13 protein-coding genes are annotated in these 15,253 nt (G+C 49.7%); 11 read left to right on the top strand and 2 right to left on the bottom strand.

Features of this window, described 5'->3' with window-relative positions:
- Window positions 1-2 precede the first annotated feature (2 nt).
- A complete protein-coding gene (locus tag ACYVH9_RS08255; protein WP_460635825.1) occupies window positions 3-1,718 on the top strand; it encodes a GMC oxidoreductase in 1,716 nt (571 codons plus the stop codon).
- Window positions 1,719-1,726: 8 nt separating this feature from the next.
- Window positions 1,727-2,572 carry a beta-1,6-N-acetylglucosaminyltransferase gene (locus ACYVH9_RS08250; RefSeq protein WP_460635824.1) on the top strand — a complete coding sequence of 282 codons (846 nt, stop codon included), beginning with the start codon at window positions 1,727-1,729 and terminating at the stop codon, window positions 2,570-2,572.
- Between the two features lie 7 nt (window positions 2,573-2,579).
- Here ACYVH9_RS08250 and ACYVH9_RS08245 read toward each other — a convergent pair whose 3' ends face one another.
- Together ACYVH9_RS08245 and ACYVH9_RS08240 are read right to left on the bottom strand one after the other, a co-directional pair.
- Window positions 2,580-3,200, bottom strand: coding sequence for an acyltransferase (locus tag ACYVH9_RS08245; protein WP_460635823.1), 621 nt, complete (start codon window positions 3,198-3,200; stop codon window positions 2,580-2,582).
- Window positions 3,197-4,441, bottom strand: coding sequence for a glycosyltransferase (locus ACYVH9_RS08240; protein ID WP_460635822.1), 1,245 nt, complete (start codon window positions 4,439-4,441; stop codon window positions 3,197-3,199). The genes ACYVH9_RS08245 and ACYVH9_RS08240 overlap by 4 nt, the downstream gene beginning before the upstream one ends.
- A 509-nt stretch (window positions 4,442-4,950) precedes the next feature.
- Between ACYVH9_RS08240 and ACYVH9_RS08235 the strand changes: the two genes are divergently transcribed.
- From ACYVH9_RS08235 to ACYVH9_RS08195, 9 genes are read left to right on the top strand one after another with little or no spacing between them, the layout of a single operon-like run.
- A complete protein-coding gene (locus tag ACYVH9_RS08235) occupies window positions 4,951-5,628 on the top strand; it encodes a TolC family protein (protein ID WP_460635821.1) in 678 nt (225 codons plus the stop codon).
- 12 nt (window positions 5,629-5,640) lie between these two features.
- Entirely contained in the window at window positions 5,641-7,869 is a 2,229-nt protein-coding gene (locus ACYVH9_RS08230; RefSeq protein ID WP_460635820.1) for a GumC family protein, read from the top strand.
- A gap of 16 nt (window positions 7,870-7,885) precedes the next feature.
- Window positions 7,886-9,322 carry an MOP flippase family protein gene (locus ACYVH9_RS08225; RefSeq protein WP_460635819.1) on the top strand — a complete coding sequence of 479 codons (1,437 nt, stop codon included), beginning with the start codon at window positions 7,886-7,888 and terminating at the stop codon, window positions 9,320-9,322.
- A 1-nt stretch (window position 9,323) separates the two neighbouring features.
- Window positions 9,324-10,472 (top strand): acyltransferase family protein, encoded by a 1,149-nt coding sequence (locus tag ACYVH9_RS08220; RefSeq protein ID WP_460635818.1) that lies wholly within the window; start codon window positions 9,324-9,326, stop codon window positions 10,470-10,472.
- Window positions 10,473-10,505: 33 nt separating this feature from the next.
- The gene (locus tag ACYVH9_RS08215; protein WP_460635817.1) at window positions 10,506-11,339 is read left to right on the top strand and encodes a PKD domain-containing protein; all 834 of its coding nucleotides are present in this window, start codon (window positions 10,506-10,508) and stop codon (window positions 11,337-11,339) included.
- A 25-nt stretch (window positions 11,340-11,364) separates the two neighbouring features.
- Window positions 11,365-12,270, top strand: coding sequence for a glycosyltransferase family 2 protein (locus ACYVH9_RS08210; protein ID WP_460635816.1), 906 nt, complete (start codon window positions 11,365-11,367; stop codon window positions 12,268-12,270).
- 14 nt (window positions 12,271-12,284) lie between these two features.
- Window positions 12,285-13,595 (top strand): T9SS type B sorting domain-containing protein, encoded by a 1,311-nt coding sequence (locus tag ACYVH9_RS08205; protein ID WP_460635815.1) that lies wholly within the window; start codon window positions 12,285-12,287, stop codon window positions 13,593-13,595.
- A gap of 43 nt (window positions 13,596-13,638) precedes the next feature.
- On the top strand, window positions 13,639-14,424 hold the full coding sequence (locus ACYVH9_RS08200) for a glycosyltransferase family 2 protein (RefSeq protein WP_460635814.1): 786 nt from the start codon (window positions 13,639-13,641) through the stop codon (window positions 14,422-14,424).
- 49 nt (window positions 14,425-14,473) lie between these two features.
- On the top strand, window positions 14,474-15,253 hold the full coding sequence (locus ACYVH9_RS08195) for a glycosyltransferase (RefSeq protein ID WP_460635813.1): 780 nt from the start codon (window positions 14,474-14,476) through the stop codon (window positions 15,251-15,253).

The raw sequence follows: 15,253 nt of genomic DNA, 5'->3' as shown, positions 1-15,253 counted from the left end.
TCATGGTTCCTATTCACATCAACACAAAAGGTAAACAGGCCAACACCTACGACGCCATCGTGGTCGGCTCCGGTATCAGTGGCGGCTGGGCAGCCAAAGAACTCTGCGAACAGGGCCTCAAAACTCTGGTGCTGGAACGAGGCCGCAATGTGCAGCACATCGTCGATTACCCCACCACCGAAACCAACGTCTGGGAGTTTCCGTACCGGCTTAGCAGTGTCCAGCAGTATCGGGAGCAGAGTCCGGTGCAGAGCAGCTGTCCCGTCTACAACGAAGCCACCAAGCATTTTTTCGTCGACGACCAGCAGCATCCCTACATTCAGGAAAAACCGTTTTCCTGGATTCGGGGCTATCAGGTAGGGGGCCGCTCGCTGACCTGGGCGCGGCAATGCTACCGGCTGGCCGAACTGGATTTTGAAGCCAACGCCAAAGACGGCATTGCCGTCGACTGGCCCATTCGTTACAAGGAAATTGAACCGTGGTACAATTACGTTGAAAAATTTATTGGCATCAGCGGGCAGGCAGAAGGCCTATCACACTTCCCGGATGGCGAGTTTTTGCCCCCGATGGAATTGAACTGCGTCGAAAAGCACCTTCGGCAACAGGTTAGCCGGCATTACAAAGACCGCATTGTTACCATTGGTCGGGTGGCAAACCTGACGCGGGGCTGGAACGGCCGCGGCCCCTGCCAACACCGTAATCTCTGCAACCGGGGCTGTCCGTTTGGCGGGTATTTCAGCAGCAATTCCGGCACCTTGCCCGTGGCGGCCAACACCGGTAACCTAACCTTACAACCCGATGCTATTGTTGCTGAAGTGCTGTACGATGAGCAGCAGAAACGGGCTACCGGTGTTCGGGTCATTAATGCAAAGACCAACGAAGTGACGGATTATTTTGCCCGCATCATCTTCCTGAACGCATCCACCATCGCCACGGCGTCGATTCTGCTCAATTCAGTCTCGAGCCGGTTTCCGAACGGTTTGGGCAACGATAGCGGACAGATCGGGCAAAATCTGATGGATCATTTTATGATGGGCGGTGCTCAGGGCGAATACGAAGGGTTTCAGGACCACTATTATTCGGGCCGTCGGCCGACCGGTTTCTACGTGCCACGGTTCCGGAACATCAGTCCCGAAACGCAGCACAAGGATTTTATTCGCGGATTTGGCTACCAGGGTCGGGGCGAACGCGCCGAATGGGGCGACATGTTTCGCAGCGCATCCGGTTTCGGCGAATCGCTTAAAAATACACTGACCAAACCAGGGCCCTGGAATGTAGTGATGGGTGCCTGGGGCGAAACCCTCCCCTATTTCGACAACCAGGTAACACTCGACGATTCGCAGAAAGATCAGTGGGGCTTGCCGCAGGTCCGGATCAAGCTAACCTACCGCGACAACGAGAAAAACATGCGCGAAGACATCAAGAACAGCGCAGCCGAAATGCTCGAACGATCTGGTTTTAAGAGAGTTGAAACATTTTATTTTGACCAGCCTCCCGGTTCTGCTATTCACGAGATGGGAACGGCCCGGATGGGTCGCGACCCGAAAACTTCCGTCCTCAACGCGTTTAACCAGATGCACGATGTCAAAAACGTGTACATCACCGACGGCAGTTGCATGACCTCGGCGGCCTGTCAGAATCCGTCGCTGACCTACATGGCGCTGACGGCCCGGGCCTGTGCCCACGCGGTTTCGGAATTGAAAAAACTCAATCTGTAAGCCCACCTATGAAACTGGCCCATTTGATTCTGGCGCACGCCCAACCCGACCAGCTCGACCGGTTACTTGGTGCTTTGCAGCACCCGGATGCGGATTTTTATATTCACATTGATCAGAAAACCGATAGTGAGCCGTTTCGTAAATTGCAAAAGTATCCAAACGTCTATTTCATCCGGAAACGGGAAAAAGTGTATTGGGGTGCCTATAGCATTGTCCAGGCAACGTTAAACGGTTTTGAAGAAATTGTTGCTTCCGGTATTTCTTACGGCTATGTCAATCTGTTGAGCGGTCAGGATTACCCGTTGAAATCCCCCGACATGATTCACGAGTTTCTGGAAAAACAGTCCGGAGCGCAGTTTATGGAATATCTGTCGGTCGAGAACGAGTGGCACGAAGCCATTCCGAGGGTAAAGAAATACCACCTGATCAACTACAACATCCCGGGAAAATACGCGCTTGAAAAAATTCTGAATACCGTTCTCCCCGACCGAAAGGCACCCGAAAACCTGATTTTTGTGGGACGCTCCCAGTGGTTCACCATCACACTGGAAGCCGTAAAATACATATTACTGTACCTGAAGGCCCACCCGGGGGTTCGTCAGTTTTTTACCCTGACCTGGGGCGTCGACGAATTGATTTTCCAAACGCTGTTGTATAACTCGCCCTTCAAAACAGCGCTGCGGAACAACAATCTGCGCTACATCGACTGGTCGGAAGGGAAAGCCAGCCCGAAAACGCTGACCCTGGCTGACGAAGCCGCACTCCGAACCTCCGGAAAATTGTTTGCCCGTAAATTCAACGCGGACACCGATGCGGCCATTCTTGACGTACTGGACGCTAACTACCTGAAATAAAAGGACTTTACACCCTAACCCCAGGTTTCACCCAAGCGTTTTCGCTCGCATCATACTGCTTCAGTAAGCGGGCCGGATTACCACCAACCACAGAATAGGGCGGCACGTTCCGGGTTACTACGCTACCCCCCGCAACCACCGAATGCCGCCCGATGGTGACGCCCGCCGTAATAACGGCATTGGCGCCAATCCAGCATTCGTCTTCCACCACAATCGGGCGGGTCACAACGGGTTGCGCCCGAATCGACTGGCGAACATCTTCGTAGGAATGGTTCAGCCCCGAAAATACCACATGCTGGGCAATAATAACATCGTTTCCGATGGTAACCGGCCCAATCACCACCGACCCAATGCCAACCGTACAACGATCGCCAATCAGAACGGGGCCAACGCCATTATTTACGACACAAAAGGATTCAATAACGCTCTGATTTCCCAGTGCAAACGGGTTGAACGGCAGCACATCCAGCCGTACCGACGACCGCACTTTCGAGCTGCGATGCCGTTTGTGAATGAAGGGGTTCACCAACCAGCTCACCCACCGACGCGGCCGGGCTTCGTGCCGGGGAATGAGCAACCAGTGAACAAACTGCTTCAATTGAGGGTGTTGATCCAGGTACGCTTTCATACGGTTTTTGAAATGGGGCGATTGGTGGGCGATTGTGATTGCCGAAACTGATTGATCGCGTCGATCAGCATGCCCACCGAGTTTTCCCAGGTATGCTCCCAGGCAAAGGCAATCCGTTCTTCCGGCGACGATAGAACCTTGCCATTCAGCACGTCCGCAATCCGGGCAATAAACTGCTCCGCGTTTTCGGCCAGGTATACGTGCCGTTCAAATAACGACATTGTTTCCGTTTTTCCGGCCACCACCGGTTTGCCCATCGCCAGGTATTCGTCAATCTTGCGCGGATAATTACCGATGGTTACCTCGTTAAGCACCTGGGGGTTGATCAGCACATCCATAGCCGCCAGGTAAGCCGGAATTTCGCGGGGCGTTTTTGCGCCCAAAAAGGTGACATTCGGCAAGGATTTCAGCCGTTCGGTCGGAAAGGAATCGTCCGTAGAACCAATCAGAACTATTTGCCAGTCAGGCCTTTGTCGAGCTACCTGCTCAATCAGAGCACCATCCAGTCGCAAGCCCGTCAGTGCCCCCGCATAACCAATCCGGGGTTGAGGCACGTTGGCCACATCATCCGGAACCTTGGTAGTTGCGACGGGATCAAACATTTTCAGGTCACAGCCCTGGCCCACATACACCGAACGCGGGTTGTAGCGGGCCGCCTGGTTGGCCAGGTACAGCGAATTGCTGGCAACCAAATCCACTTTACTCATCAGCAGCGGTTCCAGACGCGCGCCGTGTCGCTTCCAGAAATCGACCGCCAGAAAATTATCCCGCAAATAATAAACGTAGACTTCCGGTTTCAGCAACTCCTTTAGGTAAAACCCCTGCAGCATGTCGTTATCGTTGATCAGTACGAACGATTTCCAGCCGAGTTCGTTCACCGCTCCTCTGACTTCCTCCGCCAAAACTGTTCCGTTATACCGATTGGCCCAGTCGTACACCCCGTTGTCCGGAAGCCAGTTAAACGAGCCCAGCAGCGATTTGGGCGACAGCACCCACAGGTTTTTCTCGGCTTCAACCAGATGACGACCGCCGTTTTCGGCAATAAACTCATCGCGTCGCTGCGCCCGATCCGATCGTTTCGATAAGCGGGCCGACCAATCCAGGGGTTCGTTGACAAACAAAACCGAATGATGCTCCGCTAAGGTACGGGCCATATCCCGGATATTGCTCCCCAACTGTTTTTCCTCCCAGGGTTGCCGGGATGTAATGACAAAATTTGTTCCGCCAGACGGTTTATTCATGACTTGGTTGAGTACGATTAAAACACCTATCCACTATCCGTGTTTATTATTAAATTTGTCTGATAATTTACAAACTTACTCCTGCTTTTGAAAGTTTACGGAGCAAATAACATGCTTGATTTTCGGCGAAACAAACAATTATCGGTACCGTCTGATAACTTGACGGCTTTGCCTAGACAGAAAACAGGTAAAAACTAAATCCCCGACCGATTTTCATCTACTAAACCAACAACAAAACAGCGATTTAAGCAGCTTATTACGAAATATTGGAAGAAAAACAAGATGAACAGCGAACAAAAAAGCCCTTGTAGTATGGTATCATTTTTGCTTTCCATACTCAGTTAAAAGTAACGTACTGATCCTAGAATGGCCGATCGCTTGAGATGACAACTCGATTAATGAATTTACCCGGAGTAGCCTACCAAAAAGTCATTTTATTGTCTTTTTATTGTCTATTTATTTCACCGTTTGTAAACGGTCAGAATACGGGTGCAGCGCCTAGCCCGGCCGTGGCAACATCGAATGATACGCTCTATCTCGATGTCACCCAGGACCTGGCCGCGCAGTTGATTCCATTCGAGGAGATTTACGCGATTGCGGTGGCTAAATCGCCGTTTGTTCGCTACGAAAACGAAATCATTACCACCCAGAATGCGGACTATAAACTCTCCAAAATTCTGATTCTGCAGACTGCGACGGGTTTTACCAATTACTCGTTCGGGAATCAGGCCATTTTGTCGAATACGTCGTTTGGGGCTGATGCACTGGGGCAAATTGCCAATGGATATCGTACGGGCGTCGGCCTTCAGGTTAGCCTGTACGATTTATTCAGCCGGAGCCATAAAATCCGGCAGGCGCGGGCCAATTACCAGGCAGCCCTGATCAAAAAAGAAACCGTTGAATTGCAGCTGAAAAAGGATCTGATTGCGGTGTACCAGGATTTGATGACTTCGCAACGCGTTTTGAAAATCCGGCTTCAGGATGAACAGGCCGCGTACACGGTGTATCGGCTGGCCGAAGCAGACTCGCAGCAGGGGCGGCTGGATCCAAAAAGTATGGCTATTGCCAGTAATGGGTACGCCCAGACAAAATCAATTACCGAACAAGCCCGGGGCGAATTTCTGAAAAATGTCTTCTACCTCGAAGCGATGGTCGGCGTTCCACTTCAACAACTAAAACGTAAATAACCCATTCCTGCAATGACACCACGGGTATTCTTGCGTCTTTTGAAACAGCATGCGCTCTGGTTTATCCTGATTCCTATCCTGACGGCGGGATCCGTGTACTATTTTACGCGGGATGAACCACGGCTTTATAAATCCCAGGCTACCCTTTACACGGGCCTGGCATCCGGCTACTCGTTGCTTTCAGACCAGCAGGCTGGCTTTATTGACCATTCGGCGGCTGCCTTCGAGAACCTGCTCACCACACTTAATTCGCAGGAAACCCTGCGACAGATTGGTGTAGACCTGTTGACGCACCACCTGCCACTCGAACAGTCTGACGGCAAAATTCTGTCGATGCCCGGTTTTATCGAACTTCGAAAGTCGATCCCGGACGATCTGCGGAAATCACTGATCCGCAATGCAACCGAAGCCCAGCTTCGCGCCCGCATTGATAGCCTGTCACGCACCGTTATCGACAACCCGGTTCAGTACATGCTGCTGAAATCAAACACTTATTGCTCGGTTCGGGTAATCAAGAAAAACCTGAAAGCTACCCGGCGCGCGCCCAGCGACATGCTGGATATGGAGTACGAATCCGATGATCCGGCGGTGGCTCAGCAAACCCTTAAGAGTGCCATTGCCATTCTGAACCAACGGTATTCAACCCTGAAAACCGCCGAAACTAATTCGGTGGTGAGCTATTACGAAACAAAATCGGAAGAATCGAAAAAGCGGCTGGACGAAGCCGAAAACAAATTGCGCGCTTTCAACGTGCAAAACAAGGTTCTGAACTTTGAGGAGGAGACGAAAAACGTAGCCGCAGCCCGCGAACTCTTTACCGAAGATTACAACAAAGAACTGATGCGTAACCGGGCTACCAAAGCGTCGATGGATGCTTTGAGCCAGCGTATGGGCCAACAGGGCGCTTTGCTGGCAGCCAATGGGGAGTTGAAAGCCAAACAGGCAGAACTCACCGATGCCCAGACGCAATTGATCAATGCCCAGGCCTACGGACAACCGCAAACCGTCATCAGCCGGTTGCAAACCCGCGTTGATCAGGCTTCGGAAGCACTGAAAGCCACTGCCCGCACGTATTCAGCCGCCGAAAACTCGCCCGAAGCCATTCCGCAGCGGACGCTGTTGAACGAATGGCTGGAGAAAGTAATCGATTTTGAAGAATCGTCGGCGCGGCTCGAAGTCTACAAATCACGCATGAAAGAATACCAGACCCGGACAGACGCATACAGCCCGCTGGAGTCGCAACTGCGGCAGCTCAACCGGGATCTGGAACTGGCCGAAAAGGATTACCTGGCTTCGGTTCAGTATTTGAATCAGGCCATTACCCACCGGCAGGATATTGCGGTTGATGGCGCGTTGACCACCCTTGATCCGCCGAATTTTCCGTATGAAGCCCAATCGAAACGCTGGTTGTTCATCGGCATCGGACTGGGTGTTGGCCTGTTCATCGCCATGATGCTAACGGCAATCCGCTACTGGATCGACCGCCGAATCAGTTCGCCGGAGCAGGCCGAAGACCTGATCGGCCGCCCCGTCGCTGCGGTTTTCCCGACGGTCAAGAAATTCACTATCGCGTCAAAAGCCGGACGCACGGCGCTCAGCATGTTCGAGCAATTATGCAACGCCATCAACTTTGAGATTGTCAAAGCAAGTCCAACGAAACCCTATCCGCCCATCATCACCCTATTCAGTGTGCGCTCCAAACAGGGAAAAACCTGGATTGGCAACAGTTTGTGCCGGATTTATGCCGAGGCCGGGCAGCAGGTGGCTTATTGTTATCCACGGCTAAAAGAAAGCCAGGAAAAGGTTGAACAGAACGGCATTACGTTTTTTCCGTATACCCGCCGGTCGGATTTGATGAACGTCACGGAGATCGATTTCCTGTTCGATGAAGAAACCAAGTTCGACGCATCGCAGTTTGACCGGATTATCCTCGAAATTCCTCCGCTGATCAGCAGTCCGATTCCGGTGTACCTCATCAACCAAAGCTCGGTTTCGGTGCTGGTTACCGACGTCAACAGCATCTGGGCGCGTACCGAGCGGAAAGTGCTCGAGATGTATTTAAAAATCGCCACCCACGCTGTTGTCACCATCCTGAACCGGGTTGATGGAAGCTACCTCGACGCACCGAGCAAAACCGATTCGGAGCAGTGGCCCGAACAGCCTGAGCATTCCGTCGAAGTTCAGCGCACCCTTCGTTCGCTCGAGCACCAACGGAACCTTCAATACGGAAAAATAGCCTAGCAGCCGATCACGCACAATGAGTACGAAACAACAGGCCATCAGTGGCGGAAAATGGATTACTATTTCCACCGTTATTTCAACGGCGTTCCAGTTTCTGCAGGTCTCCATTCTGGCCCGGCTGCTGGACCCTTCCGTTTTCGGGGTCGTGAGCGTCAGTACGCTAATTATCAACTTCTTCTTCATTTTCAGTAACTTAGGCTTTTCCAACTCCATCATTTCCAAGCAGGAAAGTGATCCAAAAGTCCTTTCAACGCTTTATTTCATGGGGTTAATGTTGGGCGGGACGGTTTTCCTGATTGTCTACTTCAGCTCCCCGCTCGTGGTGGCTTTTTACAACGAACCCCGGCTTGACAAAGTCATTAAGCTGGCTTCGCTGTATTTCATCATCAATTACCTGGGGCAGATTTACCTGTTTATTCTGCAAAAAGAGTTGCAGTTTAAATCCGTCGCTATCATTGAAATTATCGGCACATTTACCGGCACTTCTATTGCCATTATAATGGCCTATAACGGTTTTGCCGAAACGTCATTGATTATCGGTTATTTGATCATGCACGTCATCCGAACAACGTTATCCATTCTGCTGGGTTTAAAATACTTCAAACCATCTTTTTACTTTAATATCGGACTCATTAAAGATCATTTACGATTTGGCCTGTTCAACGTAGGTGACGGCCTAATCGGTTTTATTCAAGGCAATGCCGACAACATCATTGTAGGAAGTTTGCTGGGCGTTACTCCGCTGGGTTATTATACCATTGCCTACCAGTTGGCAGTTTTTCCAATCAATAAGCTAAATCCAATTATTCTTCAGGTCGCCTATCCAGTCTTGGCCAAAATGAAAGGTAATGATCAGGACTTAAAAAACTCGTACATCAAGATTCTGGACATTATCAGTTACTTAAATCTACCGTTGTTGGCGGGATTATTTATCACGGCTGAAAGCGTAGTTCCTTTATTTTATGGCCCGGGCTGGGACAATACTATCCCGTTGATCAAAATCTTTGTTTTTCAAAGCTTTTTTGGTTGCCTGGCACATCCATTATTTACGCTGGCGTTCACCAAGGGAAAGCCCAACCTGTTATTCTACTTAAATCTGGTTACATTAGTAATCAAAGTTCCTTTGCTATATTTCTTCGGAAAATACTGGCATGTGACTGGTATCGCTTTCTCATATTTAACGACCACATTTATCAGCCTCATTTTAAACTTTGCAATTGCCCGATCATTGGTCGGCAACTTTTTCAAAGAGTTTCTTACCAATATCGCCAAACCGCTTAGCTTTAGCTTGCTAATGGTCGGTAGTATTTTCGTTTATAAAGAGTTGGTTGGACATGTAGGTGTGTTCAATACCGTCGTTCAAATTGCGATCGGTGGCCTGATTTACCTAGGTTTGACACTGCGGTATAAGGTCTCGCTTCCCGAAATCAGAACCTTTAAACAGTCTTTATGAAATGGTAGGACCGCAAGCCATAAAGCATCGATTTCAGGTTCTGGACATTTTCAGAGGCCTTTTTGCCTCGATGGTGGTTTTTTTCCACTTATCCCCCTTCGCAGATACGCCCCTGCTCAACAATCCATTCGTTGACAACTCGGATATGTTTGTCGACTTCTTTTTTGTGTTGAGTGGCTTTGTCATTACGTACAGTTATCCGGCTATTGGTAGTGGATCCGAGTTAGGAACTTTCATTAAGAAACGGCTGCTCCGAATTTATCCGTTGCACCTTTTGATGCTGCTCAGCTTTGTTATTATCGAAAATATAAAACTCCAGTTTTCCAACTATATCCACATCAATCAACCTTTTAACGAGAGCAATAATATTTTTACTTTTTTCACCTCCTTATTCCTGCTTAACTCCATTAGATTTCCAACGATTCACGACGTAAGCTGGAATATCCCCAGCTGGTCGATTAGTGCCGAGGTGATTTCTTACTTGATATTTGGGAGCTTACTGGTTTTGCTGTATAAAAACCGGCTACAAACGATCAAATTTCTTGTCTTTGGTTTTCTACCTATCTTGGCGTTGTTCATACTTGTGTCAATAACCGGAAAGTACGAAATCAACTACAGCTTTGATTACGGTTTTCTGAGGGGAATAATCGGTTTTTTTACAGGCTCTGTTTGTTTTTTCGTCTTTAATCGTAGTTACTCTTTTTTCAGCAAACTGAAGGCAGTATATTTTTCGCTACTGGAAGTTGTTATTATGCTGGCTTTAGTTACAATGATTTACAACGGAACAGCTTTAAAATCCGTAGGATTCGTTTATGAATTCATTTTTTTCGTCGCTATCCTCATTTTCTCCTTTGAACGGGGTATTTTATCATCTCTGTTAAAAAAATCAAATTTCCTAACCCAAATCGGCACTTACAGTTATTCTATTTACATGACTCACACGCTCCTGCTGAGTCTTTTCAATGTTGTCTTTATAAGAATATTTAAACTCCCCCCCTCTGCTTATGCTTATCTTGTTTTTCTGAATTATTACCTGATCTATATTGTTTCAAAATGGACATATAAAAACATCGAGATGCGGTTTAATAAAGGAATTAAAATGACTCGATCTGGACATAAAAAACCAGTATCGAATCTAACGCAACATTAGAAGTAAAGAATTGAATTTATACAACTTGTTATTATGGAGAATAAATCGAATCATTTCATCAACCGTTTTTTACTGCTGATCACGTTAGTAGCGTTCGTGATGAGTTGTCAGCCTACCATTACCCCACAACCTGTTGCAGATTTTTCGATTGAAAAAGTAGCCGGGGCACCGGGAAAGATAAAACTGACCAACAAATCGCTCAATGCCAAACGGTATCAGTGGACGTTCGGCGATGGCCGGGCATCGACCGAAGAAACGCCCGAAATTGAATACAAAACGGACGGCACCTTTACCATTGTTCTGACGGCAAAAAATGACGTTGGCGAAGATCAGGTATCCAACAGCGTTGAAATTAACGGCCTGGTTAAGTACGTCACGGCGGCTTTTGATTTTGCCCTCGTCAGCGGTTCCCCAAACCGTGTTCAGTTTACCAACCGATCCGTTAATGCCGACCGGTATCAGTGGGAATTTGGCGACGGACAGGCATCGACTGAACCCAATCCGATCATTGAATTCAAAGCAAACGGTATTTTTTCCGCCCGGCTGGTTGCCAAGAACGGCAACAGCACCGATGAGGTTTCCAAGAGTGTTTCCATTACCGGAATTCCCACCTCGGGCAGCGTGATGTTCTGGACGAATGGCCCCGGCGATGGGTCCGATATTGAAGTCTATGTGGCCAACGCCATGCAGGGAGTCATTAACAAATCGCAGGCAGCTACTCCTACCTCCTGCGGTCAGGATGGCTACGTGACGTTCCAGAACACCGATGGCAACTATAGTTTTTACGCACAATCGAAAAGCCGCTCCTGGTCCGGCGTCATTACCGTCAAGAACGGAGAATGCCGCATGAAGCTATTACCGCAATAAGTTAGCAACCAAGCCTTTTGAAGCCGTGAGCAGTTCCCTTGTTCCCCACTGGATTGACAAACACACGTTTGCTTACAATCCCAGCAATGTTGCCTCAGGACAACTCCATGATTTACGCACCCGGCTGGCCCAGTTTGACGTTGATAAACCGCAGTTGTCCATCGTCATTCCGGCTTATAACGAAGAAGCCAACCTTCTGCATACGCTGTCGTCGCTCGCCGATCAGAAACTGCAACGACCAACGGAACTGCTCGTTGTCAACAATAATTCGTCGGATCGAACGCAGGAGCTGCTCGACAAATGCGGGGTGCGCTCCATCATCGAGCGTCGCCCCGGTGTGGCTTTTGCGCGCCAGGCCGGTTTGGAAGCTGCCCGTGGTATGTATATGGCCAATGCCGACGCTGATTGCCTCTACCCGCCGGGCTGGGTCGAAACCCTCATGAAGCCTTTGAAAGAGCCGGAGATTGCCTGCACGTACGGATTATATTCGTTCTTGCCCAGCCCCAATTCATCACGGCTGGCGTTGATGCTGTACGAACAAATTGCCCAGCTCACGAATAGCATCCGAAACCGCGACAAGGAGTACTTAAATGTTTACGGTTTCAACTTTGCGTTCCGGCGCGCCGATGCACTGGCAGTTGGCGGTTTTGCGCTGGATAGTGGCCGCGAAGGCTCGGTAGCGGAGCTGGTGGCCGCGGGGATCAAACCGCCCCCGTCCGGCAAATGCGAAGACGGCTGGATGGCCCTTACCCTGCAGGAACAGGGAAAAGGCCGGACACTCCGGATTACCGACCCGGCGGCCCGCGTCTGGACAAGTGACCGGCGGCTTCTGGCCGACGGGAGTTTGAGCAAAGCTTTCACGACGCGCGTCAGGCAGGCCATCCGGAGTTTTGGAGGGTCGTTTTCGGCTTCCGGATCAACCCATTCCTGATCCGTCGGACGCCTATGGTTCGGCCTGTTCTGGAGTGCCTGGTGGCCCTGATATGTCGGAAATCGCTGCTCCTGTTCATGCTGCTGGTCCGCTTTTCCGCCCCCGGATTCGCGCAATCCTGCAACGGTATTTTAGGAGAAGCGATTGTCAATGAAACGTTTGGCAATAGCGTGTCAACACCGTTGGAGCGCGGAAAAACGACGTATCAGTTTGTAGCAGATCGTTGCCCCAACGATGGGGAATACATCCTGGGTAATTCCAGTTCCTGCTACGGCGGCACCTGGCATACGGTTCCGGAAGACCATACGCCCGACGACGACGGTGGTGTAATGCTAATTGTGAATGCCTCGTACGAAACGGGCGAATTTTACAGCCAGTCCGTGACGGGTTTGTGCCAGGGCATAACGTATGAATTTTCGGTCTGGGTCCTGAATTTGATGAACCCCGGCCCTACCAACGGCTGTAATTCGATTGAACCCGTACCGCTTGACCCGAATATTACGATGCGAATTGAACGAACCGATGGCAGTAGCCTTCAAACCATTCAAACGGGTACGATCAGCCGTACGCCGACGCCCACCTGGGTTCGGTATTCGGTTTTGTTCACCATGCCCGACGATGGGACTACGGTTCAGATTAAGTTGATCAACAACGGACCGGGCGGCTGTGGCAATGACCTGGCGCTGGACGACATTCAGTTTCGACCCTGTCATCCGGCCCTTTCCATTCGGCATGAAGCAACCGATGCAACCAACCTGGAGGTGTGCCAACAGACCACCCACCTGCTTCAGTCAAACCTGGGATCGGGCTATACCCAGCCGGTTTATCAGTGGCAGGAAAGCACCGATACGACAACGTGGCAGAACATTCCGAACGCAACGCGGGATTCGTACCGCATTCAGGTGACCTATTCAGAACCGCGTTATTACCGGCTAGTGTGTACCCAGTTTCCGAACGCCATTACGGAGCAGAATACGCTATGCCGATCGGTTTCGAATAGTTTGCAGGTCACGGTTCGGCCGACGGGCGAATGCCTGGGACCGCGGATCATTGTTCCTGAAGCCTTTAGTCCCAATGCCGACGGAATCAATGATGTGCTGGACGTTTTTTTTACGGAAAACACCACCTTCGAACTACGCATTTTCAACCGCTGGGGCAGCGTCATTTTTATGACCGACACCAACGGGCTTCGTTGGGATGGCATGTATCTGGGAAAACCGTGCGTAGAAGGGGTCTATCCCTGGAAGCTTCATTACCGCTCCGCCGGGTCAACCAATGCGGGCGAAGACTATTTAAAAACCGGTCAAGTGGTCTTGTTACGTTGATTTTTGACCAAGCTCCTGGTGGAGCTTCTAACGTATTCAACTTATGAAAAATCATTTTTCGGGCGTGACGTTGCTGGTCACTCATTATAACCGAAGCGGTTCGCTGGAGCGCCTGCTGCGCACATTCCGCGAATTAAACTGCTCCTTCGAGGGAATTGTGGTATCCGATGATGGCAGCAAACCCGAACACTTGAACGCCCTCAAAGAATTGACCAATACCTACCCTTTTCAACTGGTTACCACCCCAAAAAACAAAGGGTTGGGCAATAACATTAATAAAGGGCAGGATGCCGTTCAGACGCCCTATACACTCTATGTGCAGGAAGACTTTGTTCCCCAACCGGCTTTTGCTACCCATTTCAGGGATGCCCTGGACATTATGAATCAGGAACAGGAGCTGGACCTCATCCGCTTTTACGCCTACTTTCCTTACCCCTACACAAAACCCTACGGCAAAGGGTTTTCCCGAATGATGTACAAACCGTGGCCCTGGTATTCCAACCACCTCAAATTTTATTTATACAGCGATCACCCGCACCTACGGCGCAGCAACTTCCTGCAGAAATTTGGGCGGTATGTTGAAGGCAAAGACGTTAACGTCACTGAGTTCCAGATGTGTCTTTCGGTTCTTCAAAAGAAAGGGCAAGGGCTGCTTTTCGACCAATTTACTACGGTTTTTGATCAGAAAAATTCGAGCGCCGAACCCAGTACGTTCTACCGGGCCAGTTGGCGCGAGAGCACCAATCCGGCTTTTTTGTTTGCCCGCTGGTGGTATCTGAAATACCGTCTACTGAAAAATACCCTGGAACTTGCGCGTTTAAAAGAGTAGTACTTGTTATCCCGATTTTACCGAGTTGAATTCTTACTTCCCGTATCCAATGGCTTCATATTTACCACATTCACATTTCCCGGGAGTCACGTTACTGATCACGCATTATAACCGTAGCAGCTCGCTGGAACGGCTATTGCGAACGTTCAAAGACTTGAGCTGTTCGTTCGAAGATATCGTGGTGTCTGACGACAGCAGCAAACCCGAACATTTACAGGCCATTCGGGAGTTGACCAAACAGTATAGCTTCCGGCTCCTCACCACCTCCCAAAATAAAGGCTTAGCCAACAACATCAATAAAGGCCAGGATGCAGTTCTTACGCCGTATACGCTTTACGTGCAGGAAGACTTCATTCCGAAACCAGCTTTTGCTGCTCATTTTAAGGATGCGCTGGAGATGATGCATCAGGAAAAAGAGCTGGACATAGTCCGCTTTTATGCCTACTTCCCCTATCCGTACCTAAAACCGTACAAAAACGGTTTTTATAGAATGCTGTACCAACCCTGGTATGCCGATTACACCAAAATCTATTACTACAGCGACCATCCGCATTTACGGCGCAGCAATTTTCTGGAGAAATTTGGCCGGTACGTCGAGGGAATTAAATCGGATAAAGCCGAATACCGCATGTGTGTCTCCTTCATTAAAAACAAAGGCAAGGGGTTATTTCTGAAGGACTTTAATGCCATGTTCGAGCAGAAAAATTCGGAAGATGAACCAAGTACGGTACAACGCAGCAACTGGCGGCATCAGAATTCCAACTTTTTTGTGGTCTGGGGCCGCGCGCTCTACCGCCAGATCAAATACAATTACGATCTTCTTTTTTAA

It is taken from the genome of Larkinella harenae, from assembly GCF_054780515.1.
Note: the sequence above shows the minus strand (reverse complement) of the source record. Positions and strands in the feature narration are given on the sequence as shown.

Bases quoted from the DNA above. Each gene is read 5' to 3' on its own strand.
- ACYVH9_RS08200 (WP_460635814.1), top strand. From the start codon at position 13,639: ATGAAAAATCATTTTTCGGGCGTGACGTTGCTGGTCACTCATTATAAC.
- ACYVH9_RS08240 (WP_460635822.1), bottom strand. From the start codon at position 4,441: ATGAATAAACCGTCTGGCGGAACAAATTTTGTCATTACATCCCGGCAA.
- ACYVH9_RS08215 (WP_460635817.1), top strand. From the start codon at position 10,506: ATGGAGAATAAATCGAATCATTTCATCAACCGTTTTTTACTGCTGATC.
- ACYVH9_RS08225 (WP_460635819.1), top strand. From the start codon at position 7,886: ATGAGTACGAAACAACAGGCCATCAGTGGCGGAAAATGGATTACTATT.
- ACYVH9_RS08255 (WP_460635825.1), top strand. From the start codon at position 3: ATGGTTCCTATTCACATCAACACAAAAGGTAAACAGGCCAACACCTAC.
- ACYVH9_RS08205 (WP_460635815.1), top strand. From the start codon at position 12,285: ATGGTTCGGCCTGTTCTGGAGTGCCTGGTGGCCCTGATATGTCGGAAA.
- ACYVH9_RS08245 (WP_460635823.1), bottom strand. From the start codon at position 3,200: ATGAAAGCGTACCTGGATCAACACCCTCAATTGAAGCAGTTTGTTCAC.
- ACYVH9_RS08220 (WP_460635818.1), top strand. From the start codon at position 9,324: ATGGTAGGACCGCAAGCCATAAAGCATCGATTTCAGGTTCTGGACATT.
- ACYVH9_RS08230 (WP_460635820.1), top strand. From the start codon at position 5,641: ATGACACCACGGGTATTCTTGCGTCTTTTGAAACAGCATGCGCTCTGG.
- ACYVH9_RS08195 (WP_460635813.1), top strand. From the start codon at position 14,474: ATGGCTTCATATTTACCACATTCACATTTCCCGGGAGTCACGTTACTG.
- ACYVH9_RS08250 (WP_460635824.1), top strand. From the start codon at position 1,727: ATGAAACTGGCCCATTTGATTCTGGCGCACGCCCAACCCGACCAGCTC.